This is a genomic window from Kaistella sp. CFF1-2 (genome assembly GCF_059509915.1).
The window spans coordinates 94,349-121,145 of sequence record NZ_JCAKLF010000004.1 but is presented as its reverse complement, the minus strand read 5'-3'; the positions used below and the strand labels follow the sequence as shown (position 1 = coordinate 121,145).

The window sequence follows — 26,797 nt, the reverse complement described above, 5'->3', positions numbered from 1 at the left end:
AAAACATGTTTAAAACTAAAGAAGCAAAACTCAATTTTGTTTATTCCATTGGTGCTGCGATCGTAATTTTGGGTGCATTCTTTAAGATGACTCATACTACTTTTGGCGGACTTATCAATCCAAACTGGGTACTAGGTGCTGGTCTTATTACAGAAGCATTTATCTTTACATTGTATGCCTTCAACCCGCCAAGATCGGAGGAAAGTTATGCATGGGAAAACGTATATCCAGAACTTTTGGATAAAGATGCATCACCAAACCCAAGACATTCTTCTGGAGCATTACAAGTTGCGGAAGTGAAAGAACTAGAAACATCTTTGTCTTCTAAATTAGACCAAATGTTATCAGATGCTAAATTGGACGTTTCATTATTTGAAAGATTGCGTTCAGGAATTGATAAATTTTCAACTTCTGTTGACCAAATCAATCAAACCGTTGACGTTTCTGCATCTACGCACAAATACAACGATCAGTTAAACAAAGCTGCGGTTCATATGGAAAGTATGAATGCACTTTATGCTTTACAATTAGAAAATGGTAAAACAGCTTCTGATTTCCAAACTAAATATGTTGCTGATCTTCAAAAATCTGCTGAACAATCTGCGAAATTTAACGATGAGTTACAAGGTCTTACTTCCAACTTAAACAACTTAAACAGAGTTTATGGAGGTATGCTAAATGCGATGAAGTCTTAAGAATCCGTGTACCCTAAATATTAATTCGATAAAAAAGTTTTAAATGGCTACAGGAAAAGAGACTCCACGTCAGAAGATGATCAATCTGATGTACCTCGTTTTCATTGCGATGTTGGCGATGCAGATTGATCAAGAAATTATACGTTCGTATAATGATACAAGAGGTTCTTTGGAGGAAACACGATTGTTAACTCAAGATAAGAACGTAATTTTTGAACAAACACTTGCTCAAAAGGCAAAAAACTCTCCCGAGACATTTGATGGAGCAAACAGACAATACCTTTCTTTAAAAGAGCAGGTAGATAATTTGGTTGCAAGTCTTGATGGTGCGAAAGGAGAAATGTCCAAGTTTGCTGATCTAAGTGGAGCAGGAAAGGAATCTGATGATTTTAATTTCAACGCGCTGAATAATACAGATGCATCTACGCATTTTTTCTTCAGTAATGCTGATGAAACAAAACCATCGAAGCCTGCACAAGATATTGTTACAAAAGTTAATGGATTGCGTACGTTTATTGAAACCAATTTCAGCGCAGATCCAAGAATGAAGCAAGTAGTTGCTAGAGCAAAAAAATCTCTAGTTACAGAAAATGCAAAAGGAAAAAAGAATTGGTTAGTAGCGAAATTCTACAACCAACCTTTAGTAGCCGCTTTAGCAAATGTTGAAGTTCTTCAAGCGGAAGCTCGTAACATCGAGTCAGACGTTTTGGCGAATTTACTTCAAGAAAAAGTGGATGCAGATATCAAGTTCAATGCATTTGAGGCGATTGTATCTGCTCCAGATGTAATACTTCAAGGGCAACCAGCAATGGCTAAAGTAAGTATCGGAAACTATTCTAGTTCATTACCAAACTTAAATATTTCTGGTGTTGATCGTGTAGAAAATGGACAAGGTATTAAAGCATTAGCTACTGGAAGTATTGGTGAAAATATTCCTTTCAGAGGAGAAGTTTCATTTACAGATGCTAATGGTAAAACTATTTCATTACCTTTCAACCATACATACCGTGTAATTGCAGGTGCTGAGACTGTGGCGTTCCAAAGTGGAGCTTTACTTTCTGCAGACAAAATGCAAGTATTATATCGTGGTTTGGCTAACCCAATTTCAGGATCAATCCTAGGAGCTGACAACAGTAGAACGACGCTTTCTGCATCAGGAGCCTCGGTTTCTAAAACAGGTAATGGAACGTGGAATGTTACTCCAGGAGCAGGAACATCTACAACGTTAACTATTTCTGGAAAAGGTCCGAAAGGGGAAAATATTACGAAAGCATTTACCTTCAGAATTAAAGGGTTGCCAACGCCAGTTGGACAAATTCGTGGAGAATCTATCGTAAGTATGCCAGCATCATCGATCCCAAATCAGAATGTATCGGTTGCGATGCCTGATTTCGATTGGCCAGTAAGTTTCAGTGTAAACAGTTTCATGTTTAAAGTTCCGGGAAGAGCAGCAATGACAATTAACGGAAGTAGCATGGCAGGTGTAGCTGCAATGACGAAAAACCTAAGATCTGGAGATGTTTGTTATGTGTATAACATTAACGCTTCAGCAAACGGAATCGGAAATCAAGGTTTGAAAAAGATTCCTGCGGTGATAATAAATGTACAATAAGGTACGTTATAATTTAGATTAAAGATTATTAGATCTCATACAATGAAAAAGTTAATCAGTTGTGGTTTGGTTTTAGCATCGGGATTTGCATTTTCTCAGACGATTTTGAACTCAAAATCTCCTGAAGAATTCCGTAAGCTAAGAGAAGAAAATCAAATAAAAGTAGGTGACTCTGTTGTTTCTAACAAGGTAGAACCTCTTCAATACGGCTATATCGACGAGAAAGACGTAGGTAAAAGTATGGTCGTTTGGGAAATTATTGATTTGAACGATAAAATCAACCAACCTATTTATAAAAACAGTGACGGAATTGTAAGCCAAAACAAATCTCTTTTCCAAGTATTATACGATGCAATTATTGCAGGGAAGATTACGGAGGTTTATGATGACGAAATGTTCGAAACAAGGTTAGCTCCAGAAGATATTCCGAATAGAGTTCGTTACGAAAGTTTATCTGATGCAGGTGTTGAGAAAATCAACGAGCAAGGAAAACCTTTGTCTGATGCTCAAGTTAAAGAATACACTGATATTCATGAAGTGAAATCTGAAAATGTTAAGTTGATTAAAATCAAAGGAATGTGGTACATTGACAAGCGTGATGCTCAAATGAAGTATCGTTTGTTAGGTATTGCAGCAATGGGTAAAGATCCATCGATGATGGGACAAGTTGGTCCTGATGGAATGCCAATTGAGTCTAATGATATGTACATCGATTTATTCTGGGTATATTATCCAAATGCAAGAGAAGTACTATCTAACGCCGTAGTTTTCAATAACAGAAACCTTTCTTCGGATATCACGTTTGATGATATTTTGAATGCAAGACGTTTTTCTTCGATTATTTACAAGTCGGGGACAGGTTTAGGAAGCGGAACAATCTCCGATTATATTCCTGGCGATGCCGAGCAACAATTGGAAGAAAGTGATCGTATTAAAGATCAAATTCTGCAAATGGAAAACGATATGTGGAATTATTAAGAAATAATTTTATAGTCATAGAAAACCTGAGTATTTTTGCTCAGGTTTTTTTGTTATGAAAAAGGTAGACTATATTATCGTTGGGGATGGATTTGCATCGATGTTTTTTGCGCATCAATTACTAAAAAATAACAAATCATTTGTTGTTTTTTCGGATGGGCAGCAAGGTGCATCAAAAATATCGGCTGGAATTGTAAATCCGGTTGTTTTAAAGAAGTTTACAACATTTAGCGGAGCTTTGGAACAAATTACAAGCTTAACTAAAGTTTTAGATGAAATGGAAATTTATCTAAAGCAAAATTCTAGAGTCAATCAGCCTGTTTACCGTATTTTTCATGATGATAAAGAGAAAGAAACTTGGTTGAAAAAGGCTGGAAATGAAGATTTAATTCCTTTTCTTGATACCGAATTTTCTAGTTTCACGGGCGTTGAAAATCCCTTTGGTGCTGGAAAAGTAAAGCATTCGTTTCGAGTTAATGTTCCTTTATTCTTTTCGTTGATGCAATCGTATTTGAAAAACATCAATTCTCTTATTGAAGAACAATTCGATTATTCTAAGCTGAATACGGAGGATAAAATTTATGGAGACCATTCGTATTCAAAAATAATTTTCGCGGAAGGAATTGGCGTTAAAAACAATCCGTATTTTAAAACGATTCCCATCGTTGTCAATAAAGGTCATCATTTAACAGTAAAAATAGATGAATATTCACTTTCTAAAACTGTGAAGAAAAAGTTCTTCCTTTTTCCATTAAACGAAAATGAATATTATTACGGCGGAACATACGATCGCGACAATGAAACATCCCAAATTGATGCAAAAGCTAAAGAGCAATTAATTACAGGATTAGAAGAAATGATCTCTAATTCGTACTCGATAACTGAAATTCCATACGGGTTTAGACCAACTGTTAAAGATAGAAAACCGATTTTGGGAAGTCATCCTACGGAAAATGATATGTTTGTTTTTAATGGTTTGGGAACTCGTGGTTTGCTTAATGGAGCTGTATATTCTGAAATATTATTTGATTATATCGAAACGAATTCGCAATTACCCGAAGAGGTTGATATCAAGAGATTTTCCTAAATTTGATTGATGGAAAACACAAATGATCTAGCATCGATAAAGAAAATGTTGCCAATTATTCTGGCAACTTCTATTTTTATGCAGATGTTGGATTCTACAATCCTAAATACCTCTTTGCCATCCATTGCTCGTGATCTTGGTGAATCACCTTTGCGGATGCAGAATGCGATTATCAGTTACGTTTTAACCTTGGCTATTTTTATGCCTGTTTCTGGTTCTTTAGCAGATAAATTTGGGACCAAAAAAATCTTTATTATTTCGTTGATCTTTTTTAGTGTCGGTTCTATTCTTTGTGCGATGTCTGTAAATCTTACTCAATTAGTCGTAGCTCGCGTCGTTCAGGGAATTGGTGGGAGTATGATGACGCCCGTTGGAAAATTGGCGCTTATAAAGTCCTTTAACAAGAACGAAATCGTCAAAGCGATGAACTACGCCATCGTTCCTGCTCTTATTGGTCCGGTTCTCGGTCCATTAGTTGGTGGTTACATGGTTGATTATCTATCGTGGCATTGGATTTTTCTAATTAATATTCCGATTGGGGTTTTAGGAATTGTCCTGAGTTTGAAATACATGCCGAATTATAAATCCGACAAAGTAAATTTTGATCTGAAAGGCTTTTTAATTTTCGCATCAGCTTCTTTATTGCTGTCCATTTCCTTAGAATTATTGGGTGCGGGAAAAGGAACAACACCTGTTTTAATCATTTTGATATTGGGTTTTTTGTTGTTGTATTATTATTTTGTTCACGCCAAAAAATCCGACAAACCGATTTTTCCACTGAATTTATTTCAAGTGCGAACGTTTCGAGTTGGGATTCTAGGAAACTTAGCCACGCGACTTGGAATTAGTGCTATACCGTTATTATTACCATTGATGATTCAATTGGCGTACAAAGAATCCGCGGTGATTTCGGGCTGGATTGTTGCACCGATGGCCTTAACAGCCATGTTCGGGAAATCCTATGTTATTAAAATTTTGAACAAATTTGGCTACCGAAAAACCTTAATGGTGAATACCATGATTATTGGATTTTTAATTTGTCTTTTAGCCATTCCGAATATTCACACATCGATTTATTGGTTTATTCCTATTTTGGGCTTGATGGGCTTTTTCAATTCCATTCAATTCACCTCTATGAATACCATTTCCATTGCCGATTTAAGACAATTTCAGGAGAGTAGTGGCAACTCATTAATCTCGGTAAACCAGCAATTAGCGATTGGTTTCGGGATTGCATTTGGTTTGGTAATCCTTAATTTCTTTCAACATTCTGGGTTTGTAGGAAAAGAGCATGTTCACGAATCGTTTCGTTATACATTCTTGGTTATGGGCGTGATGACACTTTTTTCAGGTTTGGTTTTTCGAAGACTTCATGTTTCGGATGGACAAAATATGCGTTCCCAAGCGTAAATTTTTGGTTAAAATAAAATGCGGATTTCGTAATATTGACAAAAGTTTTATTCCGATGACTACGAATCGATTAGAAGCGTTTAGTGATGGCGTTTTAGCTATTATTATCACCATTATGGTTTTGCAAGTGAATATTCCCGAAGGAAGTTCATTTGAAAGTTTACGTCCACTTTTACCCAAATTTTTGTCCTATATTTTTAGTTTTATTTATGTGGGGATTTACTGGAATAACCACCATCACTTGTTTCAGGTAACGTCTAAAGTGAATGGGAAAGTTCTGTGGGGAAATCTGAATCTTTTATTTTGGCTTTCGCTACTTCCTGTGGCAACGAATTGGATTGGTGAAACGGTTTTTGCTTCGAATCCAGTAGCTGTTTATGGCTTTATTTTGATGATGTGCGCTATTGCGTACCATTTTTTAGAGTCGGCAGTGATTCATGCGGAAGGACGTGATTCTAAATTAGCACAAGCCGTAAAATCCCGTTGGAAGGAGAAAATTTCTACAGTTTTGTATCTTTTGGGAATTGTAGTTTCCTTTTTCTATCCGTATATAAGCGTTGGGATTTATTATGTCGTTGCGATTATGTGGCTTGTTCCCGATTTACGTATCGAGAAAGAACTTAAAGAAAATTAAGTTCAGTCAATGTCAATTAATCACCCATTTTGTTGGTTTCAAATCTAGAAAAACTATATTTGTTCAAATTTAATTTTACCCATGAATTCAGGAACAGTCCTATTACTTTTTGTTTTTATTTATTTTATCGGCCTTTTGGTCATTTCGTATTTTACCAGCCGAAATTCGGATAATCAATCCTTTTTTATTGGTAACAAAAAAAGTAAATGGTGGCTTGTTGCTTTCGGGATGATTGGGACGAGTTTAAGTGGCGTTACGTTCATTTCAGTTCCAGGTACCGTTGGGAAAATGACGAGCGGCGATTATCCGTTTGGTGGATTCGAATACTACATGATGGTCATCGGATTTTTCATTGGATATTTCATTGTTGCGGGAGTTCTTCTGCCTTTGTATTATCGAATGAATTTAACGTCGATTTACACCTATTTAGGAAAACGATTTAATGTTGAAGCTCATAAAATTGGTTCCATTTTCTTTATCATTTCACGTGCTATTGGAGCAACCGCGAGATTGTATTTGGTGGTGAATATTCTTCAGATTTTCTTATTGAAACAATTAGGAATTCCGTTCTGGTTAACGGCTTTTGTCTTGTTGTTGATGATTTTACTCTATACGTTTGAAGGTGGTGTAAAAACAATTGTTATTACCGATACATTGCAAACTTCCTTTATGATTATCAGTTTGGTTGCGTGTATTGTTTTTATTTTAACCCAATTGGATTTTTCTTTTTCTCAGGCATATTCGGTACTGCAGGAACGAGATTATACGCACTTAATCAACACGGATGTCAACTCGAAAACCTTCTTCTTGAAAACGATTTTAGGAGGAATGTTTATTACGATTGCGATGACTGGTTTAGACCAAGAAATGATGCAAAAAAACATCTCCGTTGATAACTTGAAAAACTCCAAAAAGAACATGCTTACGTTCGCTGGAACGTTGCTTATTGTAAATTTGGCTTTTCTTTTCTTGGGTGGTTTATTGTATTTGTATGCCATCCAAAATGGTGCAGGATACGGACAAATTTCCAATATGGTTGATGGCAAAGAAGTTATTACTAATGTTTTTGGATTTAAAGATGCTTCTGGGCAAATTCAAAACATCATGGGTGATGATTTGTTCCCAGCGCTTTCTCTACAGGGTTATTTCCCACTGGCTATTTCTGTGATTTTTATTATTGGTTTGATTTCCGCATTGTTCCCGTCTGCTGATGGAGCTTTAACAGCGGTGACAAGTTCGTATTGTGTGGATTTGTTGAATATCAACGAAGACGAAAAAAGCACTGAAAAGCAGAAAAAAGCAACCCGAATGAAAGTTCATTTGGTGTTCACGGTCGTTTTTTTCATTCTTATTATGATTTTCAAAGCGATTAATGATAAATCGATTGTTTATCTCATCATGGAAGTGGCGGGATATACGTACGGACCGCTTTTGGGATTATTTGCCTTTGGAATTTTAACCAAATTCCAGATTAATAAAAAGTATGGAATTCTTGCGGTAACGATTTTGGCGCCGATCCTTACATACATCATCAACTATCTTACAACAACCTATACGGATTATAGAATTGGAGTTGAGTTGATTATTCTAAATGGTTTACTCACATTTATTGGCCTTTGGATGATTCGTAAAAAATAAATGAAAATCCTCCTCGTGAGGATTTTTTTTGTCCCTATTTTAAAATATTTTGGCGACCCGTTGACGAAGGATTATATTTGCACTTCTCAAAAGAATTTGGATATGTTTACAAAAATTATAGCCCATCGGGTAGGAAATAAAATCAATCAAGAATCATTGCTTTTGGCTCAAGAACAGCTGAATTTAAGTGAGGATATGAAAGAACTTTTGGAAGATTATTTTTTGAAATCTTTCAAATCGGAAGAGCAATTTCAGTTTTACAGCGATACATACTTAGCAAATAATGTGGTTTATGGAGCTGTTTCGGAGATTTTTGAAGATCCGGAAAAGTTTCTTTGGGAATCGGAAACCATTGCAAAACATTTGTACGACATCACGGAAAATCCTCGTGTTCAGAATGGCGAATTGTTTATCGTTTATTTTGAAGGCGAACAAGCCGAAGGTCAAAAAATCGATAAAATTGGAATTTTCAAAACGGAAAAAAGAGAACCTTTCTTGAAAATATTTCCAGAAGGGGCGAGTTTCGAGATTGAAAAAGATTTCGGAATTGGACTAGCAAAAATCGATAAAGCAGCCTTAATTTACAATAATGATAAGGAAGAAGGATACGTTGTATCTGCCATTGATAATAATAAAAATGGCGATATGTATTATTGGTTTGAAGATTTTTTGAAGGTAAAACAACGTGAGAACGATTATTTTCAAACGCAAGAAACGCTTTCGGTGTATAAAGAATTTATCACCAAACAACTTCCGCAGGAATTTGAGGTTTCAAAAGCAGATCAAGCCGATTTTTTAAATAAATCCATCGAATTTTTCAAGGAAAAAGAACAATTCGAATTTGAAGATTTCACTAATACGGTTCTTGAAGATGCTAATGTTATTGAGAGTTTTGTGAACTTCAAAACGGATTATGAGCAAGATATGCAAGTGAATATTGCAGAGGAATTTCCAATTAATGAATCGGCGGTAAAGAAGCAAAGTAGAGGTTTCAAAAGCATCATCAAACTAGATAAAAATTTCCATATTTACATTCATGGAGATCGTAAAATGATTGAACAAGGCGAGGATGATAAAGGGAAGTACTACCGTTTGTATTACGAAGACGAAAAATAATTTTTTCAGAATTGATAAATATCATTTGGCTTAGCTGATTTTCTAGCGGAAAAAATTGCCCTAGTTTACAAATAGTATTAAATTTGAGAACAAACAAAGAAATAATATCAAAAATACGTAAATCATTATGAAAGTAACTGTAGTAGGAGCTGGAGCTGTTGGTGCATCTTGCGCTGAGTACATCGCTATGAAAAACTTCACATCAGACGTTGTTTTAGTGGACATTAAAGAAGGTTTTGCCGAAGGTAAAGCAATGGATTTGATGCAAACAGCATCTCTTAACGGATTCGATACAAGAATTACAGGAACAACGGGAGATTACAGCAAAACGGCTGGTTCTAAAGTTGCTGTAATTACATCAGGAATTCCAAGAAAACCAGGTATGACTCGTGAAGAGCTTATCGGGATAAACGCTGGAATCGTTAAAGAGGTAACAGAAAATTTAGTAAAACATTCTCCTGACGTAATCATTATCGTGGTTTCTAACCCGATGGATACTATGGCGTACTTGGTTCATAAAACATCAGGACTTCCAAAAGAAAGAATTATCGGTATGGGTGGAGCATTAGACTCGGCTCGTTTCAAATACAGATTAGCGGAAGCTCTAGATTGTCCAATTTCTGATGTTGACGGAATGGTTGTAGCAGCGCATTCGGACACAGGAATGGTTCCTTTAATGTCGAAAGCAACGCGTAACGGTGTTCCAGTGACGACTTTCTTGTCTAAAGAAAAACAAGATTATGTAGTTGAAGAAACAAAAGTAGGTGGAGCAACATTAACTAAGTTGTTGGGAACTTCAGCTTGGTATGCGCCAGGTGCAGCGGTTTCTGTATTGGTTCAATCCATCATTTGCGATCAAAAGAAAATGATTCCTTGTTCTTTAATGCTTGATGGTGAGTACGGAGAATCGGATATTTGTTTAGGAGTTCCTGCAATTATCGGTGCTAATGGCGTTGAAAAAATTGTGGACGTTCCTTTAACTGACGAAGAAAAAGCGGCTTTCAAAACAGCAGCTAACGCAGTAAGAGAAATCAATGGCGATTTGAAATTCTAATTTCAATATAACATAAAATAAAAAAGAATGTACTTCGGTGCATTCTTTTTTTTTTTATGGTCATAAGCTTGAGTATGAATCGTTTATGCGAATTCACATTTTTTTTGCGTTCTTCAGTGTAACAATAAGTTAACTTCGGTTGTCCTATTAGCATTGAGGAAACTGAAATACTAAACTATGAACTGGAAACTCGGACTTTTTGCATTGCTGTCTTCAACGGCTATTTATGCTCAAACTACAAACGATACGATAAAAACAGGCGAAAAGGAAATCGAAGCGGTGAAGATTATTGCTAAAAAACCAACTGTTGAAACGAAAGTCGATCGTACCGTTTTTAATGTGGCTAATAGCTCTGTTCTTGCGGGAAATACAACCTGGGACGTCCTTCGTATGACCCCTTTGGTGAGTATTGATAATAATGATGTCGTGAGATCCGAAGGCGAAAATGTTACCGTTTATATTAACGATAGAAAATCCGTTTTTACAGGGAAAGAATTAAAAGAATATTTGAAATCAATTCCTGCTGATAATTTGATGAAAATCGAGGTGATTACGAATCCTTCCGCTCGTTATGAAACATCGGGGCAAGTAATTAACATCGTTCTTAAAAAGCGTGAGGACGAAGGAATAAAAGGAAGCGTTTCTATGAGCAACAGACAGAGTACGAAAAATAATCAGTATTCTAACGCCAATATCAACTATCATAAAAATAAATTCACCCAAACCATTTCGGGAAGTTATGGCGAAAATCATAGCGTTAGTACGAGACAACTGGAAAGTTTGATTTTCAACAATAATGAAAAGCGTACTGTTTCTGGAGAATCCTATTACAAAGGGAAATCACCATCACTTTCATCATCAACCGAATATGAATTGAATGATAAGAATACGATTGGTGTTATTGGTGAGTTTTATCAAAACAAAAGCAACTCAACCAACAATTCGATTGGTGAAATTTCTAGAAATGATTTACCATATAATTCGTACACTGTTGATCAGATTTCAGATTCTCGCTATCAAAATCTAAACGGAAATTTATTTTATAAGTACTACGATAAGGTGAAGAATAGAATTTTGGACGTTAATGTGGGAACAAATTACAATTCGAGCAACAGCGATCGAAATTTTGTACAAAGACAGACAATAGCACCAAACACATTGAATAATCGGATTTTGGATAATTCCCAAATGCGAAATTATTATTTGAAATTGGATTATTCCCAGCCTTTGGATACCTTGGGAAGCAGTTTTGAGGTTGGTGCCAAGTTTGATTTTAATAACAATACAGCTCCAATTGATTATTACGGAGTTCAGAATCCTGATGGCTCATTCTCTAATCTTTTTAGCCGATTTAAATATACTGACAATCTCAATGCTTTTTATGCGAATTACAGTACAAAAATTTTCAAAAAACTAGAAACGCGTGTGGGGATTCGTTATGAGTATATTTCGTTTAAACTTCATCAGGCTTCAAATAATCAGAGTAAAGAAGATTCGTACGGAAAATGGATGCCGAATGTTTTGTTGAAATACACATTTACACCTAATTTTAATGTTTCGACTTCGTATAATTTCTATCTATGGAGACCGTGGTTTTCTGAAATGAATCCGTTCGAATTACCAACAAACACCGGGATTTTTGAGCGTGGAAATATGGACTTAAATCCAAACCCGAATCACAGTTTTAATTTGAAATTTGGGGTTTACAAAAAGTATTTCTTGTCGCTTGGATATGGCTTTACCAACCAAGATTATTGGGATGATTACATCCAAGAAGGAGACAAGCTGATTAATACGTAAAGTAACTTCAACGGAAAGTCGGCAAGTTATTCGGCCAATTTCAATACCAATCAAACCTTTTTTAGTAACAAGCTCAACGTAAATGTGAATTTAGGAGTGAGTTATAGAGATAATAGTGATTTCAATAATCGAAATAATATTCCTGCAAAAAATTACTATACCAATTATAGCGGATCTGCAAATTTGATGTACACCAATTTGTTTAACAAGAACGTTAATCTTGCATTATGGTTTGGGGTTTATCGTCAGAATCAAGGGAACTCTATTGGCAATAGCAATAATATTTACGACAATTTCTCTATTACTAAAATATTTGATAAGATTGGTATGGAAGCTACCGTTCAGTTTAATAATATGTTTCAAAAACCGAGATATGACATAACAACTTACAGTCAAACTGGAATCTATAAAACATTAAATAGGTTTGATTATAGAGGGTTTTCATTTACGTTAACGAAACGTTTCGGTAACCAAAAAGTAAAGGAAAATACCAAAACGGATGTTGAAAAGAACCAAGGTGGTGGAAAGTAAGATTTTTTTCTAAATCAACTAAAAATAAAATATAAACCTTTAAGATTTCCAAATCTTAAAGGTTTTTTAATGGCTTTCCATTTTAAAAATTTTAAATTTGTGCTATAAAAATATAGATCTATGTTCAGAAAAATGACTTCGCTTGCTTTGGTTTTTCTTGCCTTTCTTCCGGCTACAGCTCAGAAGAAAACTGAAAAGTTAGAGCGCCCGAAATTGGTAGTTGGTTTGGTTATCGATCAGATGAGATGGGATTATTTGTACCGATATTATGATAAATATGGGAACGATGGTTTCAAAAGACTTTTAAATCAAGGGTATTCCTTTAATAACGTGATGATTCCATATGTTCCCACAGTTACTGCTTTGGGGCATACTAGTATTTATACAGGTTCTGTTCCTTCAATTCACGGGATTGCTGGAAATGATTGGACAGATAAAGAAACAGGAAAAAATGTATATTGTACAACGGATGCAGAGGTGAAAGGTGTTGGAACAACTTCTGATAAAATAGGACAGCATTCTCCTAAAAACCTTTGGAGTACGACAATTTCCGATCAGTTACGTCTTGCAACAAATTTTCAATCCAAAGTAGTTGGAGTTTCTTTAAAAGATCGCGCATCCATTCTTCCAGCTGGACACAATCCTACAGGTGCGTTTTGGTTTGATGAAACTACAGGAGATTTTGTTACGAGCTCATATTACATGTCGGATTTACCTCAGTTTGTGAAAAATTTTAACCAGCAAAAGTTAGCAGAAAAATTAGTCTCTAATGGTTGGAATACCGTTTTGCCAATTGCAGATTATAAAGAAAGTTCAGCAGATGATGTTCCTTGGGAGAGTTTGTTAGGAAGTTCTACAAAACCCGTGTTTCCGTATACCAATTTGGCAGGAGATTTTGCAAAGAAAAAAGGCGTTTTAAGAACAACTCCTTTTGGAAACACCTATACCCTGAAATTTGCTGAAGCAACATTAGATGGGTATCAACTGGGACAAGATGAGATCACGGATTTCTTAGCAATTAATATCGCTTCGACGGATTACGTTGGTCACGCTTTTGGACCAAACTCAATCGAAGTTCAAGACACATACCTTCGACTAGACAAAGATTTAGCCGATTTTTTTAAAATGTTAGATAAAAAAGTAGGAAAGGGAGAATATCTTGTTTTCTTGTCTGCGGACCACGGTGGAGCCCACTCCGAAGGCTTCATGAAGGCAAACAAAATGCTTTCTGGATTTTTTGATGATGGAATGGTGAAGAATTTGGGTGAAGAATTGGAGCAGAAATATCCAAAGAGCAAATTTATTATGGCAGTAGATAATTATCAAATATATTTAGATTATAAGGCGATCGCTGCAATGAATTTGAATGTGGATGATGTAAAACAAACGATTATCAACAAATTGAATAAAGATCCACGTGTTCTTTATGCTGTAGATCTTGCTAAAGTAGGTTCGTCCGCTATTCCAGAGCCTATTAAATCCAGAATAATCAACGGTTACAACTGGCAACGAAGCGGAGACATTCAGATCATTTCTCATGATGGATTATTGCCAAGTTACGCCAAAAGAGGAACCACGCATAGCGTTTGGAACTCGTATGATGCACACATTCCTTTGATTTTCATGGGTTGGGGCGTGAAACATGGTGAAAGTAATCATCCGTATTTTATGACGGATATTGCGCCAACGCTGGCTCAATTCTTGAAAATTGAAAACCCAAGTGGAAACATCGGAAATCCTATTACCGAAGTTCTTGGAAAATAAGAGTTAAAAATTTATTCAACTAAAAAAGCGATCCAAATTTTGGATCGCTTTTTTATTTATTTCGATTCGTTTATTTTACGCTTCAATACTTGGAACTTGAACGTTTTCGTTCGCGTCTTTTTCGTAATCAATGCCATCTAGTTCAAATCCGAAAAGGTTGAAGAATTCTTTTCTGTAGCCTTCGATATCGCTTATGTCTCCAAGGTTTTCAGATGTTACGCTATTCCAAAGTTTAGCAACTTCTGCTTGTACATCATCTGCCATTTCCAAATCATCAATTCGGATTCTTCCAGCTTCGTCCAACGGAACATTTCCGTCCACTGTATAAAGTCTTTCCGAGAACAAACGTTCCATTTGCTCAATCGTTCCTTCATGCGTTCCTTTCGCTTTCATCACTTTGTACAAAAGAGAAATATACAACGGAACTACTGGAATTGCCGAGCTCGATTGCGTTACCAAAGCTTTGTTTACCGATACGTACGACTTTCCGTTGATATCACTTAGCAAATCATTTAGAACGGTAACCGTTGCTTCAAGATCATTTTTCGCTTGACCAATCGTTCCGTTTCTATAAATCGGGAATGTTAATTCTGGACCGATATACGAATAAGCCACGGTTTTTACACCTTCCGCTAAAACACCTGCGTTTTTAAGATCTTCCATCCAAAATTTCCAATCTTCACCACCCATTACGGCTATCGTATTTTGTATATCTTCATCGTTTTCTACCGGTTGAATGCTAATATCCGAAACGACTCCTGTGTGGAAATCTACTGTTTTGTTCGTGAATGGTTGTCCAATTGGTTTTAAAACCGAAGCGTACGCAACTCCCGATTTAGGATGCGTTCTTCTTGGAGAGGCCAAACTATAAACTACCAAATCAACTTGACTTAAATCTTTCTTGATTAAATCAATAGTTTGTTGCTTTACTTCATCAGAAAATGCATCTCCATTAATACTTTTCGCATATAAACCGGCTGCTTGAGCTTCTTTTTCAAATGCTGCCGAATTATACCATCCTGCAGTTCCCATTTTACCTTCTGAAGCTGGTTTTTCAAAGAAAACACCAATCGTTGCTGCTCCAGATCCAAATGCGGCTTCAATTCTTGAAGACAAACCGAATCCTGTTGAAGCCCCAATTACCAAAACTTTTTTGGGTCCGTTAGCTAAAGTTCCTTTGGATTTTACATATTCAATTTGGTTTTTTACACTCTGCAAAGCACCTTCTGGATGCGCTGTAAGGCAGATAAAACCTCTTGTTCTTGGTTGGATAATCATTTTTAGTAATTTTAACGATGCAAATTAAGTATTTTTTTGCACTTCAACTCGGTTTATGGCCAAGACTTTGTTGGTTGTAATCGTGATTTTTAAAAGTTCTAAAGAGAAAAGCCTATGAAAATTCGAAATAATTTTGGTGAGTTGGTGGAGTTTGATGATGCAAAATTGAGTGCTTCGCTGAAAGGCGCTGGAGCCAATGAAGAGACAATTAAAAAAGTGGTCGAGCTTATTTCACCCAAATGCTATGAAGGAATTACAACGAAAGAGTTGTACAAAATGGCTTTTGATGCCTTGAAGGAAGTTTCGAATTCTTTAGCGGCTCGGTATAGTTTGAAAAAAGCCTTGTTGGAATTGGGGCCTGCGGGATTTTATTTTGAACAGTGGATTTCCCGAGTTTTTCAATCATTGGGATATCAAACCGAAACGGGGCAGCATATTCGTGGGCACGCCGTAACGCATGAAGCCGATGTTATTGCCCATAAAAATGACAAAACGTATTGGATGGAATGCAAGTTCCGCAACCAAGGCGAAACGAAAATTTCAGTAACAACACCAATGTATGTTTTGTCTCGAATTAAAGATATTTCGGGAATTGACTATCAATTATTTGGGAAGAAAACGAAATTTACAGATGGTTGGTTGGTGACTAATGCTTATTTCACTTCTGATTCTATTGATTTTGCGACCTATTATGGACTTCGAATGTTAGCTTGGGATTATCCCGAAAATAAAGGTTTAAAAATTTTAGTTGATGCCAATGTTTTGTATCCTGTAACGTGTTTGACTACGATTAATGAATTTGAAAAATCAAAATTGCTAAGTAAAGGCTGTATTTTGGTAAAAGAGTTGGTGGAAGATGAAACGAATGTAGCTATTTTAGGCTTGAATGAAACACGAAAACAAGAAATGCTGAAAGAATCCAAAGAGCTTTTGGTAACGAAGATTTCAGAATAGAAATAAAAAAAGGATTCAAAAATTTGAATCCTTTTTTATTGTGAAAAATTTTATTTTTTCTGTGGCGGATAGTTCGCCATAATTTCGGTTACGATTTCTGGAATTTGCTTTTGCTTACGCTTTGGCGAATCAACGGAAATTCCACTTCCGATACCTTGCCATACTAATTTTTGTGATCTTGCATCGATTAAATCAACTAAGATAGTTCCGTTATTGTAAACGTCCGTCCACGTTCTTCCATAACCTGCTCCCCAACCCCAAGGGCCGCCCCAACCGTAAAAACCTCCGTATGGACGCGTCGTTTGGATGTCGGTTACCTTTTTGTGAGATGCTTTTACATTCACAATAAGATCAGGATTGTCACCAACGCTTAAACCTTTAGCTTTCAATTGTTTCGAAAGCTCGTTTAATACGCGATCTTTATCCAAATCATTTAGTTTAAGATCGTCAACACGTAGTTTATAGGTTTTATAATCGTTGAAATTAGCTGTTTGTGCATAATCTGAACGAACTTGGAATGGGCTACAAGACGTAATTCCTAAAGTTACGGCAGCTAATGCCAGAATAAAATATCGTTTCATATTCATTATTTTTTCGTTGGTTTTATAAACGTATCCGTTTTTTTATCATAACCGTAAGGGCAGTGTTTACAGCCACTTTTGCAGCAATAACCGCGTTTTAAGTGAAATTTTTCTGTAAAAACTTTATACCCCTGTTCGTTGTAATAAAAGTCTTCATTTTCTTTGATTGGGGTTTGGCTCATAAGTTAAATCCGATTTTCAAAATTCTTATCTTTGCTTTATGATTGTGGTTTGGCAAAAGATACTCAAAAATACGAAAATTTCGGGGATTACTTTGTTTCCGCTGATTATTTTGAAGCATCAACGAGATCGTGGAAATGCCGTACTCATCAATCACGAGAAAATTCATTTACGACAACAACTTGAGCTTCTTATTCTGTTTTTCTATGTATGGTACGTAGGCGAATATTTGTATCATTATTTTAAAGTTCGAAATTCATACATGGCCTACAAAATGATCAGTTTTGAGAGAGAAGCTTATGCGATGGAAGAGGATTTGGATTATCTAAAAAAACGAAAACTGTTCAGTTTTTGGAAATACCTATAGAATTAATTGCTTTTCGGGGAATTATGCGGTATATTCCTTACTTATTCGATTCAGAATTCTTAAATTTGCAGGAATCATTTTTATACAATGGAAAAAAAGACGATTAAAGATATTTTAGAAGGCTACAAAAAAGTTCTTCATCATGACATTACAGTACAAGGTTGGGTAAGAGCCTTTAGATCAAACCGATTTATCGCGCTTAATGACGGATCTACGATTCTTAATTTACAAGTTGTTGTAGATTTTGAAAAGTTTGATGAGGAAACCATTAAAAATATTAAAACAGCATCTTCACTGAAAATTACGGGCGAAGTTGTTGAAAGTCAAGGGGCAGGGCAAACAGTAGAAATTATCGCTAAGAAAATTGTTGTTTTAGGTGAAAATTTCTCAGATGAACTTGAAAAAACAGTACTTCAGCCAAAGAAGCATTCTTTGGAAGTTCTTCGTGAACAAGCGCATTTAAGATTTCGTACGAATTTGTTCGGAGCGGTTTTCAGAGTACGTTCTGCAATTAGCTTTGCGATTCACCAATATTTTAATCAAAATCAATTTTTCTACATCAACACACCAATTATTACTGGTGCTGATGCAGAAGGAGCGGGCGAAATGTTTGGCGTTACGAATTTCGATTTAGACAATATTCCAAGAAATGAAGAGGGTGAAATTGATTTCAACCAAGATTTCTTCGGTAGAAAAACGAATTTAACAGTTTCTGGTCAGTTAGAAGGAGAAACTGCGGCAATGGGATTGGGTAGAATTTATACATTTGGACCAACGTTCCGTGCAGAAAACTCGAATACAACGCGTCACCTTGCTGAATTCTGGATGATTGAACCAGAAGTTGCATTCAATAATTTGGAAGACAATATTGATTTGGCGGAAGATTTCTTGAAGAACGTGATTCAATATGTTTTAGATAATTGTAAAGATGATTTAGAGTTCTTAGATAAGCGTTTTGCTGAGGAACAAAAATCAAAACCAGAAAAAGATAGAGCCAAAGAAGGTTTATTAGAAAAACTTCAGAATGTGGTTGCGAAGCGTTTCAAACGTGTGAGTTATACGGAAGCAATTGATATTTTGTTGAATTCTAAAGAAAATAAAAAAGGGAAATTCCAATATCCAATTGAAGCTTGGGGAGCTGATCTTCAGTCGGAGCACGAGCGTTTCTTGGTAGAGAAGCATTTTGAAAGTCCAGTTGTTTTATTCGATTATCCGAAGGAAATTAAGGCTTTCTACATGAAGTTGAATGAAGACGGAAAAACCGTTGGAGCGATGGATGTTCTTTTCCCAGGAATTGGAGAAATCATTGGAGGATCCGAGAGAGAAGCGCGTCACGATGTCTTGTTGAAGAAAATGCAAGAAATGCACGTAGACGAAAAAGAACTTTGGTGGTACCTAGATACGCGTAAATTTGGATCAGTTCCGCATGCGGGATTCGGTTTAGGATTAGAGCGTTTGGTATTATTTATTACGGGAATGACGAACATTAGAGACGTGATTCCGTTCCCAAGAACACCGAAAAGTGCCGAATTTTAGGATACATTATAATAATTTTAATAAATTTTATAAGTCTTTCCTGAAGTAAAATAATAGATTTGCACGTCAAGTATAGAAGAAGAAAAGAAACATGCTAAAACAAAACCTTCAGCTTAAATTAGGTCAGAAACTCGCACCACAGCAAATTCAGTTAATGAAGTTGATTCAGCTTCATACGCTTGAGTTTGAACAGGAATTGGAGCGCGAGTTAGAAGAAAATCCAGCTCTGGAAAGAGATACGGACGATTCTTCGGATGATCCTTATGAAAGCTTGGACTCGGATTATGAAGACGAAGGAACGGACAGCATAGAGACAGACTTTAATGTAGACGAGTATATCTATGATGACGAACCTAGTTACAAAACGGCGTCCAGTAACTATTCTGCCGATGATGAAGAATTCGATAACGAAAGCCTTTTAACCGAAGGTCAAACATTATACGATTATCTGATGGAGCAAATTAACCTTATCAATATCGATGGGCAGGATTTGCAAATTGCAGAATATCTTATCGGAAACCTCGATACAGACGGCTATTTACGTAGAGAACTGAAATCTATTGTTGATGATTTAGCCTTTTCACAAGGAATTTACACAACGATAGAAGACGTTCAGAATATATTAGAAAATTACGTTCAGAAGCTTGATCCAGCGGGTGTTGGTGCTCGAGATTTACAAGAATGTTTGTTGCTTCAAATTGAAAAGAAAGTAAGTGCTGATAAGGCCGTTTCTTTAGCTGCGAATATTTTACGAAATCAGTTCGATGCCCTTACCAATAAGCATTACAACAAAATCATGCAGAAGTATGATGTGGAAGAAGATGATTTGAAAGATGCGTTGGATGAAATTTCGAAACTTTCCCCACGTGTTGGTGGAAACTACGATACACAAACGATTACCATCAATAATGAGATTATTCCGGATTTTATCATTCAAGTAAAAGAAGGAAAAAAGAAAGGTCAGTTTGAAGTGATCCCAATGCTGAATTCTAAAAATGCGCCTACATTGCGTGTTTCGGATGAGTATAAAGATATTTTAACAACCTATTCTCACGATAAAAAATCTGCGGAACATAAGCAAGCGGCTCTTTTTATCAAGCAGAAATTGGATGCGGCAAAATGGTATATCGATGCGATTAATCAGCGTCAAAATACATTGTTGCAAACGATTACGGCGATTGTGAAATTGCAGAAAGAATATTTCATTACGGGCGATGAAAAATCATTAAAACCGATGATTTTGAAAGATGTTGCGGATATTACAGGTTTTGATATTTCGACAATTTCGCGTGTGGTAAAAAGCAAATATGCAGATACGCCGAACGGAATTGTGTATTTGAAAGATTTGTTTTCAGATTCATTAACGAACGACGATGGGGAAGAGGTTTCTACAAAAGAAATTAAAAACTATCTTCAAGAAGCGATTGATAACGAGAATAAGCGAAAACCATATACAGACGATGCATTGGTTGGAATTCTTAAAGAAAAAGGCTACAATATCGCGAGAAGAACGATTGCAAAGTACCGTGAACAGCTGAATATTCCTGTAGCACGTTTAAGAAAAGAATTGTAAAATTCAATTAATAAAAACAAAAAATCCAAGAATTGCTCTTGGATTTTTTTTATTTTTGTTCTTCAATTTCTTGAAGTTGCTTGAGATTTTTGCCCAATCTTCGCATGAGGATTCCGTAAATAATCTTGTAGTACATCCAAAACAAGATCGCACAAAATACAAGCGTTACGGTTGATCCAACGATAAAACCAATATACGTTCCTTGACTAATTTCTTCGGTTTGATGATTAATTTGGTACGAAACGTAAATCACCAAAGCTGAGGTGAAAACCACTAGCAAAGCAATGTTCGTAATGATAAAAGCGTTTACGGTGTTTTTAAACTGAATAATTTGCAGGATAAGTTCCTTAAGATTCTGTTCAATTCGGATTCGTTTGTAGTTAATGAAAAAACGATACACGAAAAATAACGTTACCAGAAGGCTAATGGATTTCATCACCCAATAAATTGAATCAAAATTATGTGCAATTTCATCGGTTTGTTTAATTCCGATACGCTCGACAATTCGTGTAAAACTCCCTTGCGTAGAGTCTTGCATTAAATAATAAATGTTCGCTAAAAGCAAAATCAAAAACTCCGCAATACTAATCCACAGAATATATTTCACGTAATTACGTGACTTTTTATTCAGCATTTCGATGATTTCCGAACTGTCGTATTGAGGCTTTACGTCCTGCTCTTGCCAAGATTTCTTAAAATCGTCTATATCAAACTCAGGCATGTTTTTGCATTAGTTCTTTAAGGGTTTTCTTCAATCTGTTCATTTTCACTCGTGCGTTTACTTCAGAAATACCGAGGTTTTCGGCTATTTCTTTGTAGGGCAAATCGTCCAAATACATCATCACAATCGCTCGTTCTACATTGGGTAACATTTTTATTACCTTGTATAATAAGCTTATCTGATGCTGTTTTTCATCATCATCTTCGAGATAATCTTTAAAATGAAAATCCTGAAGTTCATCCGTTTGTGGTGATTTTGTTTTTTTTCTGAAAAGAGTAATAGCTGTGTTCAGAGCTACTCGATACATCCAAGTCGAAATTTTAGAGTCACCTTTAAATGAGTCGTAACTTCGCCAAAGTTGTAACACGATTTCTTGAAATAAATCCTTTTCGTCCTCAGAATCATTGGTGTAGAGGCGGGAAACCTTGATAATCAAACCTTGATTATCTTTTATTAGCTTCGCAAACTCTTTTTCTTTGGACACGGTAATACTAAATCGAGCAACGAATATAGTACAATATCCTTAATTTTTAGGTTGAAAAAAGCGAAATTTAATAAATCTGACTGTTAAAATACGGGTTTCTATCCCTATTTGAATTTCAATTTAACAATATAGTTTGTAAATTGCTCCGTCATGAAGCACTTGAGTAAAAATCCAACGCCAATCGTTCCAATTCCCTATTCCGATAAGGTTAAATTGTGGATGAAACGAGAAGATTTGGTTCATGAAGGAATTTCAGGAAATAAATTTTGGAAACTGTATTACAATGTGATTACTTATTTAGAAAGTAAACCTAAAAAACCAATGTTGATTTCTTTTGGTGGCGCTTTTTCTAATCATATTGCGGCTTTGTCCGCTTTGGGAGAAGAATTGAATATTGCAACTCTTGGAATTATTCGTGGTGACGAATTAAAAGATTCATGGCAGCAAAATCCAACTCTAAAACAAGCTTCAGAACGTGGAATGCGGTTTCACTTTGTTTCAAGGGAAGCATATCGAGATAAAGAAAGTCTTACGGTTAAATTTCAGAATCAATTTCCTGAAGCACTGGTTATTCCTGAAGGTGGTTCTAATGAACTGGCTGTAAAGGGAATTGCGATGATGTTGGACGAGCGTACCAAAGATTTTGATTATCTTTGCACCGCAGTAGGAACTGGAGGTACCGTTGCTGGATTGTCACTTTTTGCTGAAAATCATCAGAAAATTTTGGGTTTTCAAGTAGTGAAAGACAATTCGGTTCCACCAAAAGTTCAAGAATGGAGCTCTCGTAAAAATGTTGATTTTTGGGATGCCTCAGGAAGAGGTTACGCAAAAGTTACAGAGGATTTGATTGCCTTTATTAATGAGTTTAATGAAAAGTACAAAATTCCTTTAGAACCCATTTATACGGGGAAAATGATGCAGAAAATTTTTCACTTAATTGATGAAGATTTTTTTCCGAAAGGAAGTAAGATTTTAGCATTTCATACCGGCGGTTTACAAGCTATCGATGGGATGAATGCAAGTTTAATTAGAAAAGACAAACGACCAATACAAAACCAGTAAAATGAAAAGACTTTTAGCGCTAGCAAGCCTTTTAATTTTAGGAAAAATGTCCGCTCAGACGTGGAATACCGAAGAACAGTATATCCAACGTTTTGCAAAATACGCCGTTGAAGAAATGGAAAAATACAAAATTCCAGCTTCAATTACTTTGGCGCAAGGAATTCTTGAAACCGGTGGTGGACAAAGCCGACTAGCAAAAGAAGGAAATAACCACTTCGGGATTAAATGTAAAGAAGAGTGGACGGGTAAATCGATGAAGCACACCGATGATGCTCCTAATGAGTGTTTCCGTGTGTACGATAGCCCTCGTGATTCGTACGAAGATCACTCTAAGTTTTTAGCTTTTAGACAATACTATGTGAATTTGTTCAAACTTGATATGAAAGATTACAAGGCTTGGGCGCACGGTTTGAAGAAAGCAGGTTATGCAACCAATCCTAAGTATGCTTATATTTTAATTAGCAAGATTGAAAAGCACCGTTTGTATGAGTTTGATAATTCATCAACCGATGAATTACTTGCTACGATGGTGAAATTGTATCCTGATTTGCAAAATGACAAAGCCTATTTAGCAAGTTTAGGAGCTGATTATAAGCCTTCAAAATCGAAAGCAGAACCAATTCGCGAAGTGAAACCTCCAGTTGTTTTGGCTGCGAAAACCAATTCAAATTCAAGTACAAAATCGCCTAAAGAACTTTTAGAAACCATGTTGGTGAAAAACCATCCAAATGGTGGACGGAAGTATGTGGTGATTCCAGCAAATACCAATATGGATTTCATTTCTAAGAAATTTGGGATTAATGAGAAGCGTTTGATGAGGTACAACGAGTCAAGCACGGATCTTTTACAAACCAACGATATTGTGTTCTTAGAAGCAAAAGGAAGCGAAGGAAATGTAGCGACCTACAAATCGAGAGCGGGCGAAAGTATGTACGATATTTCGCAGAAATTCGGGATTAAACTTTCGAAACTTTTGTCAAAAAATAGAATGGATGCACGTGATCAACTGAAGGCGGGGCAGCTTGTTTATTTGCAACAAAAGAGACCAAGATCTTAAAATGAATCAATGCGCCTTAAGGCGCATTTTTTCAACTATAAATTCAGAATAAAAGTTTTTTTTAATGAGATATCAAAGAAGTAGTGCTTTGTTTGATGAAGCCAAAAAGTATATTCCAGGTGGGGTGAATTCTCCCGTTCGAGCATTCAAATCGGTTGGTGGAGTTCCTGTTTTTATGAAGTCGGCTAAAGGTGCTTATCTTACCGATGAAGATGAGAATAAGTACGTAGACTATATCAATTCTTGGGGTCCTGCAATTCTAGGACATACGCATCCTGAAGTTTTGGTGGCAATACAAAAACAAGCAGAACTAGGTTTTTCGTTTGGAGCGCCAACAGCTCTAGAAACTGAAATTGCAAAAACAGTTATTGAAAACGTTCCGAATATTGATCAAATCAGAATGGTTTCTTCGGGAACGGAAGCATGTATGTCGGCGGTGCGTTTGGCAAGAGGTTATACAAAGCGTGATAAAATCATCAAATTTGAAGGATGCTACCACGGTCATTCCGATTCTTTTCTAATTAAAGCGGGAAGTGGAGCAGCAACTTTTGGAAATCCAAATTCTCCTGGAGTAACTGCTGGTACGGCAAAAGACACGATTTTAGCAAGATACAATGATATTGAGCAAGTTCGCGATATTTTTTCACAAAATCCAGAAGAAATCGCTGCGATTATCGTTGAACCTGTTGCGGGAAATATGGGTTGTGTTCTTCCAGATGCTGATTTTCTTCAAAATCTAAGAACGGTTTGCGATCAATATGGCGCTCTGTTGATTTTTGATGAGGTTATGACGGGATTCCGTTTGGCTTTTGGCGGTGCACAAGAAGTTTTCAATGTGAAAGCAGATATTACAACTTACGGAAAAGTAATCGGTGGTGGGATGCCAGTCGGAGCTTTTGCAGCACGAAATGAAATTATGAATCACTTAGCTCCAAATGGTGGTGTTTATCAGGCAGGAACATTAAGTGGAAATCCTTTAGCAATGCGTGGTGGTTTAACAACCCTAAATTTGATTTTGAATGATATGGCAATGTATCAACGAATCAATGCAGCAACAGAAACATTGGATGTTGAAATTGGAAAAATCCTTACTGAGAAAGGGATTCAACATTTAATAAATCGTCAAGGATCGATGATGTCGGTATTTTTTGAAACGAATGAAGTTCGAAATTTTGACGATGCAGCCGCTGCAAATCACGATCTTTTCAATAAGTTCTTCCACAAGTTATTGGAAAATGGGGTGTATCTTCCTCCGAGTGGTTATGAAACTTGGTTTATTTCAGATTGCATTAAAGATGCCGAAATAGACAAGACTTTAGAAGCAGTACGAAAGTTCTAAATAAAAAAAACTCCTGAATTTCAGGAGTTTTTTATGTTTTGGATGGTTGTTATTTCCCCATCATATCGTTCATTCTTTCTCTCATTAACTCTGGATCAGTCATTGCATCCATACCAACGGTAGCAATTAAGAAGATACAGTACAATAAGTACAATACACCTAATCCAATACCGATGTATGCTAAGATTCTACCTGTTTTCAGGTTGTTGTAATCCGTATACATTTGTGGATTTGCCAGATACAAAGCTTCATCTTTTTTAGCCAAGTTAAGCGCGATAAAACCAGTGATTAAACTTGGGATACCATAACAACAACATGTTACGATAGAAACAATTCCTAAAATTAAGACCGTAGTCGCATTGGGTAATTTTTGTGGATTCATAATTTTCTAATTTTAATATTTGTATTTCTTTTTTTTCTAAGAGAAGTGGTGTTTGTAAAAATATGAAACTACCATGATAAGGGTATTAACAATTGCTAAGGTGACCAAAACACTTGAGTAGTTTCTTTTGCGATCGATAAAATTAACTCCTGCCATAATCACAAATAAAATCATGGTATAAATCGCAGGAAACATATGAAAAGCTTCTGAAAACTTTCCTTCAAAAACCAAAGCAAGAGCTCGCTGCGTACCGCATCCAAAGCAGTCTACACCAAAAATTTTCTTGTTAAGGCAAGGAATCATATAATCTTCAAGAGCCATTCTAGTTTCTTTGATAACAATAATAATACTTTTTTTTTTACTATAAAATTAATTTTATGTTTTATTGAATCGAAGTGTATTTTTAATAAAAAATCGAAAGTAAAATCAGAAGGATATAGGATTTTTACTATCTTTAATGCCCTTTTTGATATATGGACAAAGAATTCAAAATACAGTACGCTGTTTTCCAAAATAAGGAAGCGCTTAGTGATGATGATCGAAAATTGTATAATGCAGCATTAGAATCTCGTACAAAGGCCTACGCGCCTTATTCTAAATTTCATGTTGGTTGCGCAATGCTATTGGAAGACGGACAAATTATTGTAGCCAATAACCAAGAAAATGCAGCGTACCCTTCGGGGTTATGTGCAGAGCGTTCCGCTATTTTTTGGGCAGCATCGAATTTTCCTACTTTAGCAATAAAGAAAATATTTGTCATTGGAGGAGCTGAGGTGAATCCTGCTTCAATACCAATTCCGCCATGTGGTGCGTGTCGACAATCGATTTTAGAATACGAGTCCAAACAAAATAAAAATATCGAACTCTTTTTTACTTCGGTAGAAGGGGAGATTATTAAGACCCAATCGGTTCGGGATTTATTACCGTTTTCATTTGACGCGTCCTATTTATAGGATAATTGACG

The 26,797-nt window shown here is 36.0% G+C and carries 27 protein-coding genes; 20 read left to right on the top strand and 7 right to left on the bottom strand.

Annotated elements, in window-relative coordinates:
* The first annotated feature begins 5 nt into the window (after positions 1–5).
* The 12 genes from porL to pafA all read left to right on the top strand — a co-directional run bounded on the left by porL (position 6) and on the right by pafA (position 14,319).
* The gene (gene porL, locus AC5XHR_RS11740) at positions 6–695 is read left to right on the top strand and encodes a type IX secretion system motor protein PorL/GldL (RefSeq protein WP_495950986.1); all 690 of its coding nucleotides are present in this window, start codon (positions 6–8) and stop codon (positions 693–695) included.
* A 43-nt stretch (positions 696–738) separates the two neighbouring features.
* Positions 739–2,307, top strand: a complete 1,569-nt coding sequence (gene porM / locus AC5XHR_RS11735; protein ID WP_495950985.1) for a type IX secretion system motor protein PorM/GldM — start codon at positions 739–741, stop codon at positions 2,305–2,307.
* A 42-nt stretch (positions 2,308–2,349) separates the two neighbouring features.
* Complete coding sequence (gene porN, locus AC5XHR_RS11730; protein WP_495950984.1) at positions 2,350–3,285, top strand: type IX secretion system ring subunit PorN/GldN; 936 nt, start codon at positions 2,350–2,352, stop codon at positions 3,283–3,285.
* A gap of 55 nt (positions 3,286–3,340) precedes the next feature.
* On the top strand, positions 3,341–4,372 hold the full coding sequence (locus AC5XHR_RS11725; protein ID WP_495950983.1) for an NAD(P)/FAD-dependent oxidoreductase: 1,032 nt from the start codon (positions 3,341–3,343) through the stop codon (positions 4,370–4,372).
* Between the two features lie 9 nt (positions 4,373–4,381).
* Positions 4,382–5,782, top strand: coding sequence for an MFS transporter (locus AC5XHR_RS11720; RefSeq protein WP_495950982.1), 1,401 nt, complete (start codon positions 4,382–4,384; stop codon positions 5,780–5,782).
* 55 nt (positions 5,783–5,837) lie between these two features.
* The gene (locus AC5XHR_RS11715) at positions 5,838–6,416 is read left to right on the top strand and encodes a TMEM175 family protein (RefSeq protein ID WP_495950981.1); all 579 of its coding nucleotides are present in this window, start codon (positions 5,838–5,840) and stop codon (positions 6,414–6,416) included.
* An 81-nt stretch (positions 6,417–6,497) separates the two neighbouring features.
* On the top strand, positions 6,498–8,054 hold the full coding sequence (locus AC5XHR_RS11710) for a sodium:solute symporter (protein WP_495950980.1): 1,557 nt from the start codon (positions 6,498–6,500) through the stop codon (positions 8,052–8,054).
* A gap of 102 nt (positions 8,055–8,156) precedes the next feature.
* A complete protein-coding gene (locus AC5XHR_RS11705; protein WP_495950979.1) occupies positions 8,157–9,170 on the top strand; it encodes a nucleoid-associated protein in 1,014 nt (337 codons plus the stop codon).
* A 127-nt stretch (positions 9,171–9,297) separates the two neighbouring features.
* Positions 9,298–10,224: a malate dehydrogenase gene (locus AC5XHR_RS11700; RefSeq protein ID WP_495950978.1), complete on the top strand. Its 927-nt coding sequence runs from the start codon at positions 9,298–9,300 to the stop codon at positions 10,222–10,224.
* Positions 10,225–10,401: 177 nt separating this feature from the next.
* Entirely contained in the window at positions 10,402–12,024 is a 1,623-nt protein-coding gene (locus AC5XHR_RS11695; RefSeq protein ID WP_495950977.1) for a TonB-dependent receptor domain-containing protein, read from the top strand.
* A gap of 96 nt (positions 12,025–12,120) precedes the next feature.
* Positions 12,121–12,555, top strand: a complete 435-nt coding sequence (locus AC5XHR_RS11690; RefSeq protein WP_495950976.1) for a hypothetical protein — start codon at positions 12,121–12,123, stop codon at positions 12,553–12,555.
* Between the two features lie 120 nt (positions 12,556–12,675).
* The gene (pafA, locus tag AC5XHR_RS11685) at positions 12,676–14,319 is read left to right on the top strand and encodes an alkaline phosphatase PafA (protein WP_495950975.1); all 1,644 of its coding nucleotides are present in this window, start codon (positions 12,676–12,678) and stop codon (positions 14,317–14,319) included.
* Positions 14,320–14,394: 75 nt separating this feature from the next.
* Here the strand turns inward: pafA and fabV are convergent, their stop codons facing one another.
* Positions 14,395–15,597 (bottom strand): enoyl-ACP reductase FabV, encoded by a 1,203-nt coding sequence (gene fabV / locus AC5XHR_RS11680; protein ID WP_495950974.1) that lies wholly within the window; start codon positions 15,595–15,597, stop codon positions 14,395–14,397.
* A gap of 114 nt (positions 15,598–15,711) precedes the next feature.
* Here fabV and AC5XHR_RS11675 point away from each other — a divergent pair, with 114 nt between their 5' ends.
* Positions 15,712–16,551 (top strand): restriction endonuclease, encoded by an 840-nt coding sequence (locus AC5XHR_RS11675; RefSeq protein ID WP_495950973.1) that lies wholly within the window; start codon positions 15,712–15,714, stop codon positions 16,549–16,551.
* 50 nt (positions 16,552–16,601) lie between these two features.
* Here AC5XHR_RS11675 and AC5XHR_RS11670 read toward each other — a convergent pair whose 3' ends face one another.
* Together AC5XHR_RS11670 and AC5XHR_RS11665 are read right to left on the bottom strand one after the other, a co-directional pair.
* A complete protein-coding gene (locus AC5XHR_RS11670; RefSeq protein WP_495950972.1) occupies positions 16,602–17,132 on the bottom strand; it encodes a DUF4136 domain-containing protein in 531 nt (176 codons plus the stop codon).
* A gap of 5 nt (positions 17,133–17,137) precedes the next feature.
* Complete coding sequence (locus AC5XHR_RS11665; RefSeq protein WP_495950971.1) at positions 17,138–17,314, bottom strand: C1orf53 family protein; 177 nt, start codon at positions 17,312–17,314, stop codon at positions 17,138–17,140.
* A 38-nt stretch (positions 17,315–17,352) separates the two neighbouring features.
* Between AC5XHR_RS11665 and AC5XHR_RS11660 the strand changes: the two genes are divergently transcribed.
* The 3 genes from AC5XHR_RS11660 (at position 17,353) to rpoN (ending at position 20,788) form a co-directional block, all read left to right on the top strand.
* Complete coding sequence (locus AC5XHR_RS11660; RefSeq protein WP_495950970.1) at positions 17,353–17,679, top strand: hypothetical protein; 327 nt, start codon at positions 17,353–17,355, stop codon at positions 17,677–17,679.
* Between the two features lie 87 nt (positions 17,680–17,766).
* Entirely contained in the window at positions 17,767–19,215 is a 1,449-nt protein-coding gene (gene asnS, locus AC5XHR_RS11655; RefSeq protein ID WP_495950969.1) for an asparagine--tRNA ligase, read from the top strand.
* Positions 19,216–19,306: 91 nt separating this feature from the next.
* Complete coding sequence (gene rpoN / locus AC5XHR_RS11650; protein WP_495950968.1) at positions 19,307–20,788, top strand: RNA polymerase factor sigma-54; 1,482 nt, start codon at positions 19,307–19,309, stop codon at positions 20,786–20,788.
* Positions 20,789–20,837: 49 nt separating this feature from the next.
* Here the strand turns inward: rpoN and AC5XHR_RS11645 are convergent, their stop codons facing one another.
* Positions 20,838–21,509, bottom strand: a complete 672-nt coding sequence (locus tag AC5XHR_RS11645) for a DUF8845 family protein (RefSeq protein WP_495950967.1) — start codon at positions 21,507–21,509, stop codon at positions 20,838–20,840.
* On the bottom strand, positions 21,502–21,993 hold the full coding sequence (locus tag AC5XHR_RS11640; RefSeq protein WP_495950966.1) for an RNA polymerase sigma factor: 492 nt from the start codon (positions 21,991–21,993) through the stop codon (positions 21,502–21,504). Before AC5XHR_RS11640 ends, AC5XHR_RS11645 begins: the two co-directional genes overlap by 8 nt.
* A 150-nt stretch (positions 21,994–22,143) precedes the next feature.
* Here AC5XHR_RS11640 and AC5XHR_RS11635 point away from each other — a divergent pair, with 150 nt between their 5' ends.
* The 3 genes from AC5XHR_RS11635 (at position 22,144) to hemL (ending at position 25,451) form a co-directional block, all read left to right on the top strand.
* Complete coding sequence (locus AC5XHR_RS11635; RefSeq protein WP_495950965.1) at positions 22,144–23,055, top strand: 1-aminocyclopropane-1-carboxylate deaminase/D-cysteine desulfhydrase; 912 nt, start codon at positions 22,144–22,146, stop codon at positions 23,053–23,055.
* Between the two features lies 1 nt (position 23,056).
* Complete coding sequence (locus AC5XHR_RS11630) at positions 23,057–24,112, top strand: glucosaminidase domain-containing protein (protein ID WP_495950964.1); 1,056 nt, start codon at positions 23,057–23,059, stop codon at positions 24,110–24,112.
* Between the two features lie 64 nt (positions 24,113–24,176).
* Entirely contained in the window at positions 24,177–25,451 is a 1,275-nt protein-coding gene (hemL, locus tag AC5XHR_RS11625; RefSeq protein ID WP_495950963.1) for a glutamate-1-semialdehyde 2,1-aminomutase, read from the top strand.
* 49 nt (positions 25,452–25,500) lie between these two features.
* Here hemL and AC5XHR_RS11620 read toward each other — a convergent pair whose 3' ends face one another.
* Together AC5XHR_RS11620 and AC5XHR_RS11615 are read right to left on the bottom strand one after the other, a co-directional pair.
* A complete protein-coding gene (locus AC5XHR_RS11620) occupies positions 25,501–25,833 on the bottom strand; it encodes a CCC motif membrane protein (protein WP_495950962.1) in 333 nt (110 codons plus the stop codon).
* A gap of 36 nt (positions 25,834–25,869) precedes the next feature.
* On the bottom strand, positions 25,870–26,154 hold the full coding sequence (locus AC5XHR_RS11615; protein WP_495950961.1) for a DUF2752 domain-containing protein: 285 nt from the start codon (positions 26,152–26,154) through the stop codon (positions 25,870–25,872).
* 152 nt (positions 26,155–26,306) lie between these two features.
* On the opposite strand from AC5XHR_RS11615, the gene AC5XHR_RS11610 reads away from it, so the two are divergent.
* Entirely contained in the window at positions 26,307–26,786 is a 480-nt protein-coding gene (locus AC5XHR_RS11610) for a cytidine deaminase (protein ID WP_495950960.1), read from the top strand.
* Positions 26,787–26,797: the final 11 nt, after the last annotated feature.

What these genes read in the sequence shown, in the direction of transcription:
- AC5XHR_RS11660 (WP_495950970.1), top strand. Translation starts at nt 17,353, where the DNA reads ATGATTGTGGTTTGGCAAAAGATACTCAAAAATACGAAAATTTCGGGG.
- fabV (WP_495950974.1), bottom strand. Translation starts at nt 15,597, where the DNA reads ATGATTATCCAACCAAGAACAAGAGGTTTTATCTGCCTTACAGCGCAT.
- AC5XHR_RS11620 (WP_495950962.1), bottom strand. Translation starts at nt 25,833, where the DNA reads ATGAATCCACAAAAATTACCCAATGCGACTACGGTCTTAATTTTAGGA.
- AC5XHR_RS11695 (WP_495950977.1), top strand. Translation starts at nt 10,402, where the DNA reads ATGAACTGGAAACTCGGACTTTTTGCATTGCTGTCTTCAACGGCTATT.
- AC5XHR_RS11700 (WP_495950978.1), top strand. Translation starts at nt 9,298, where the DNA reads ATGAAAGTAACTGTAGTAGGAGCTGGAGCTGTTGGTGCATCTTGCGCT.
- AC5XHR_RS11720 (WP_495950982.1), top strand. Translation starts at nt 4,382, where the DNA reads ATGGAAAACACAAATGATCTAGCATCGATAAAGAAAATGTTGCCAATT.
- AC5XHR_RS11670 (WP_495950972.1), bottom strand. Translation starts at nt 17,132, where the DNA reads ATGAAACGATATTTTATTCTGGCATTAGCTGCCGTAACTTTAGGAATT.
- porL (WP_495950986.1), top strand. Translation starts at nt 6, where the DNA reads ATGTTTAAAACTAAAGAAGCAAAACTCAATTTTGTTTATTCCATTGGT.
- pafA (WP_495950975.1), top strand. Translation starts at nt 12,676, where the DNA reads ATGTTCAGAAAAATGACTTCGCTTGCTTTGGTTTTTCTTGCCTTTCTT.
- AC5XHR_RS11665 (WP_495950971.1), bottom strand. Translation starts at nt 17,314, where the DNA reads ATGAGCCAAACCCCAATCAAAGAAAATGAAGACTTTTATTACAACGAA.
- AC5XHR_RS11630 (WP_495950964.1), top strand. Translation starts at nt 23,057, where the DNA reads ATGAAAAGACTTTTAGCGCTAGCAAGCCTTTTAATTTTAGGAAAAATG.
- porM (WP_495950985.1), top strand. Translation starts at nt 739, where the DNA reads ATGGCTACAGGAAAAGAGACTCCACGTCAGAAGATGATCAATCTGATG.
- AC5XHR_RS11675 (WP_495950973.1), top strand. Translation starts at nt 15,712, where the DNA reads ATGAAAATTCGAAATAATTTTGGTGAGTTGGTGGAGTTTGATGATGCA.
- AC5XHR_RS11725 (WP_495950983.1), top strand. Translation starts at nt 3,341, where the DNA reads ATGAAAAAGGTAGACTATATTATCGTTGGGGATGGATTTGCATCGATG.
- AC5XHR_RS11610 (WP_495950960.1), top strand. Translation starts at nt 26,307, where the DNA reads ATGGACAAAGAATTCAAAATACAGTACGCTGTTTTCCAAAATAAGGAA.
- AC5XHR_RS11635 (WP_495950965.1), top strand. Translation starts at nt 22,144, where the DNA reads ATGAAGCACTTGAGTAAAAATCCAACGCCAATCGTTCCAATTCCCTAT.
- AC5XHR_RS11615 (WP_495950961.1), bottom strand. Translation starts at nt 26,154, where the DNA reads ATGGCTCTTGAAGATTATATGATTCCTTGCCTTAACAAGAAAATTTTT.
- AC5XHR_RS11715 (WP_495950981.1), top strand. Translation starts at nt 5,838, where the DNA reads ATGACTACGAATCGATTAGAAGCGTTTAGTGATGGCGTTTTAGCTATT.
- rpoN (WP_495950968.1), top strand. Translation starts at nt 19,307, where the DNA reads ATGCTAAAACAAAACCTTCAGCTTAAATTAGGTCAGAAACTCGCACCA.
- AC5XHR_RS11645 (WP_495950967.1), bottom strand. Translation starts at nt 21,509, where the DNA reads ATGCCTGAGTTTGATATAGACGATTTTAAGAAATCTTGGCAAGAGCAG.
- AC5XHR_RS11710 (WP_495950980.1), top strand. Translation starts at nt 6,498, where the DNA reads ATGAATTCAGGAACAGTCCTATTACTTTTTGTTTTTATTTATTTTATC.
- porN (WP_495950984.1), top strand. Translation starts at nt 2,350, where the DNA reads ATGAAAAAGTTAATCAGTTGTGGTTTGGTTTTAGCATCGGGATTTGCA.
- AC5XHR_RS11705 (WP_495950979.1), top strand. Translation starts at nt 8,157, where the DNA reads ATGTTTACAAAAATTATAGCCCATCGGGTAGGAAATAAAATCAATCAA.
- hemL (WP_495950963.1), top strand. Translation starts at nt 24,177, where the DNA reads ATGAGATATCAAAGAAGTAGTGCTTTGTTTGATGAAGCCAAAAAGTAT.
- asnS (WP_495950969.1), top strand. Translation starts at nt 17,767, where the DNA reads ATGGAAAAAAAGACGATTAAAGATATTTTAGAAGGCTACAAAAAAGTT.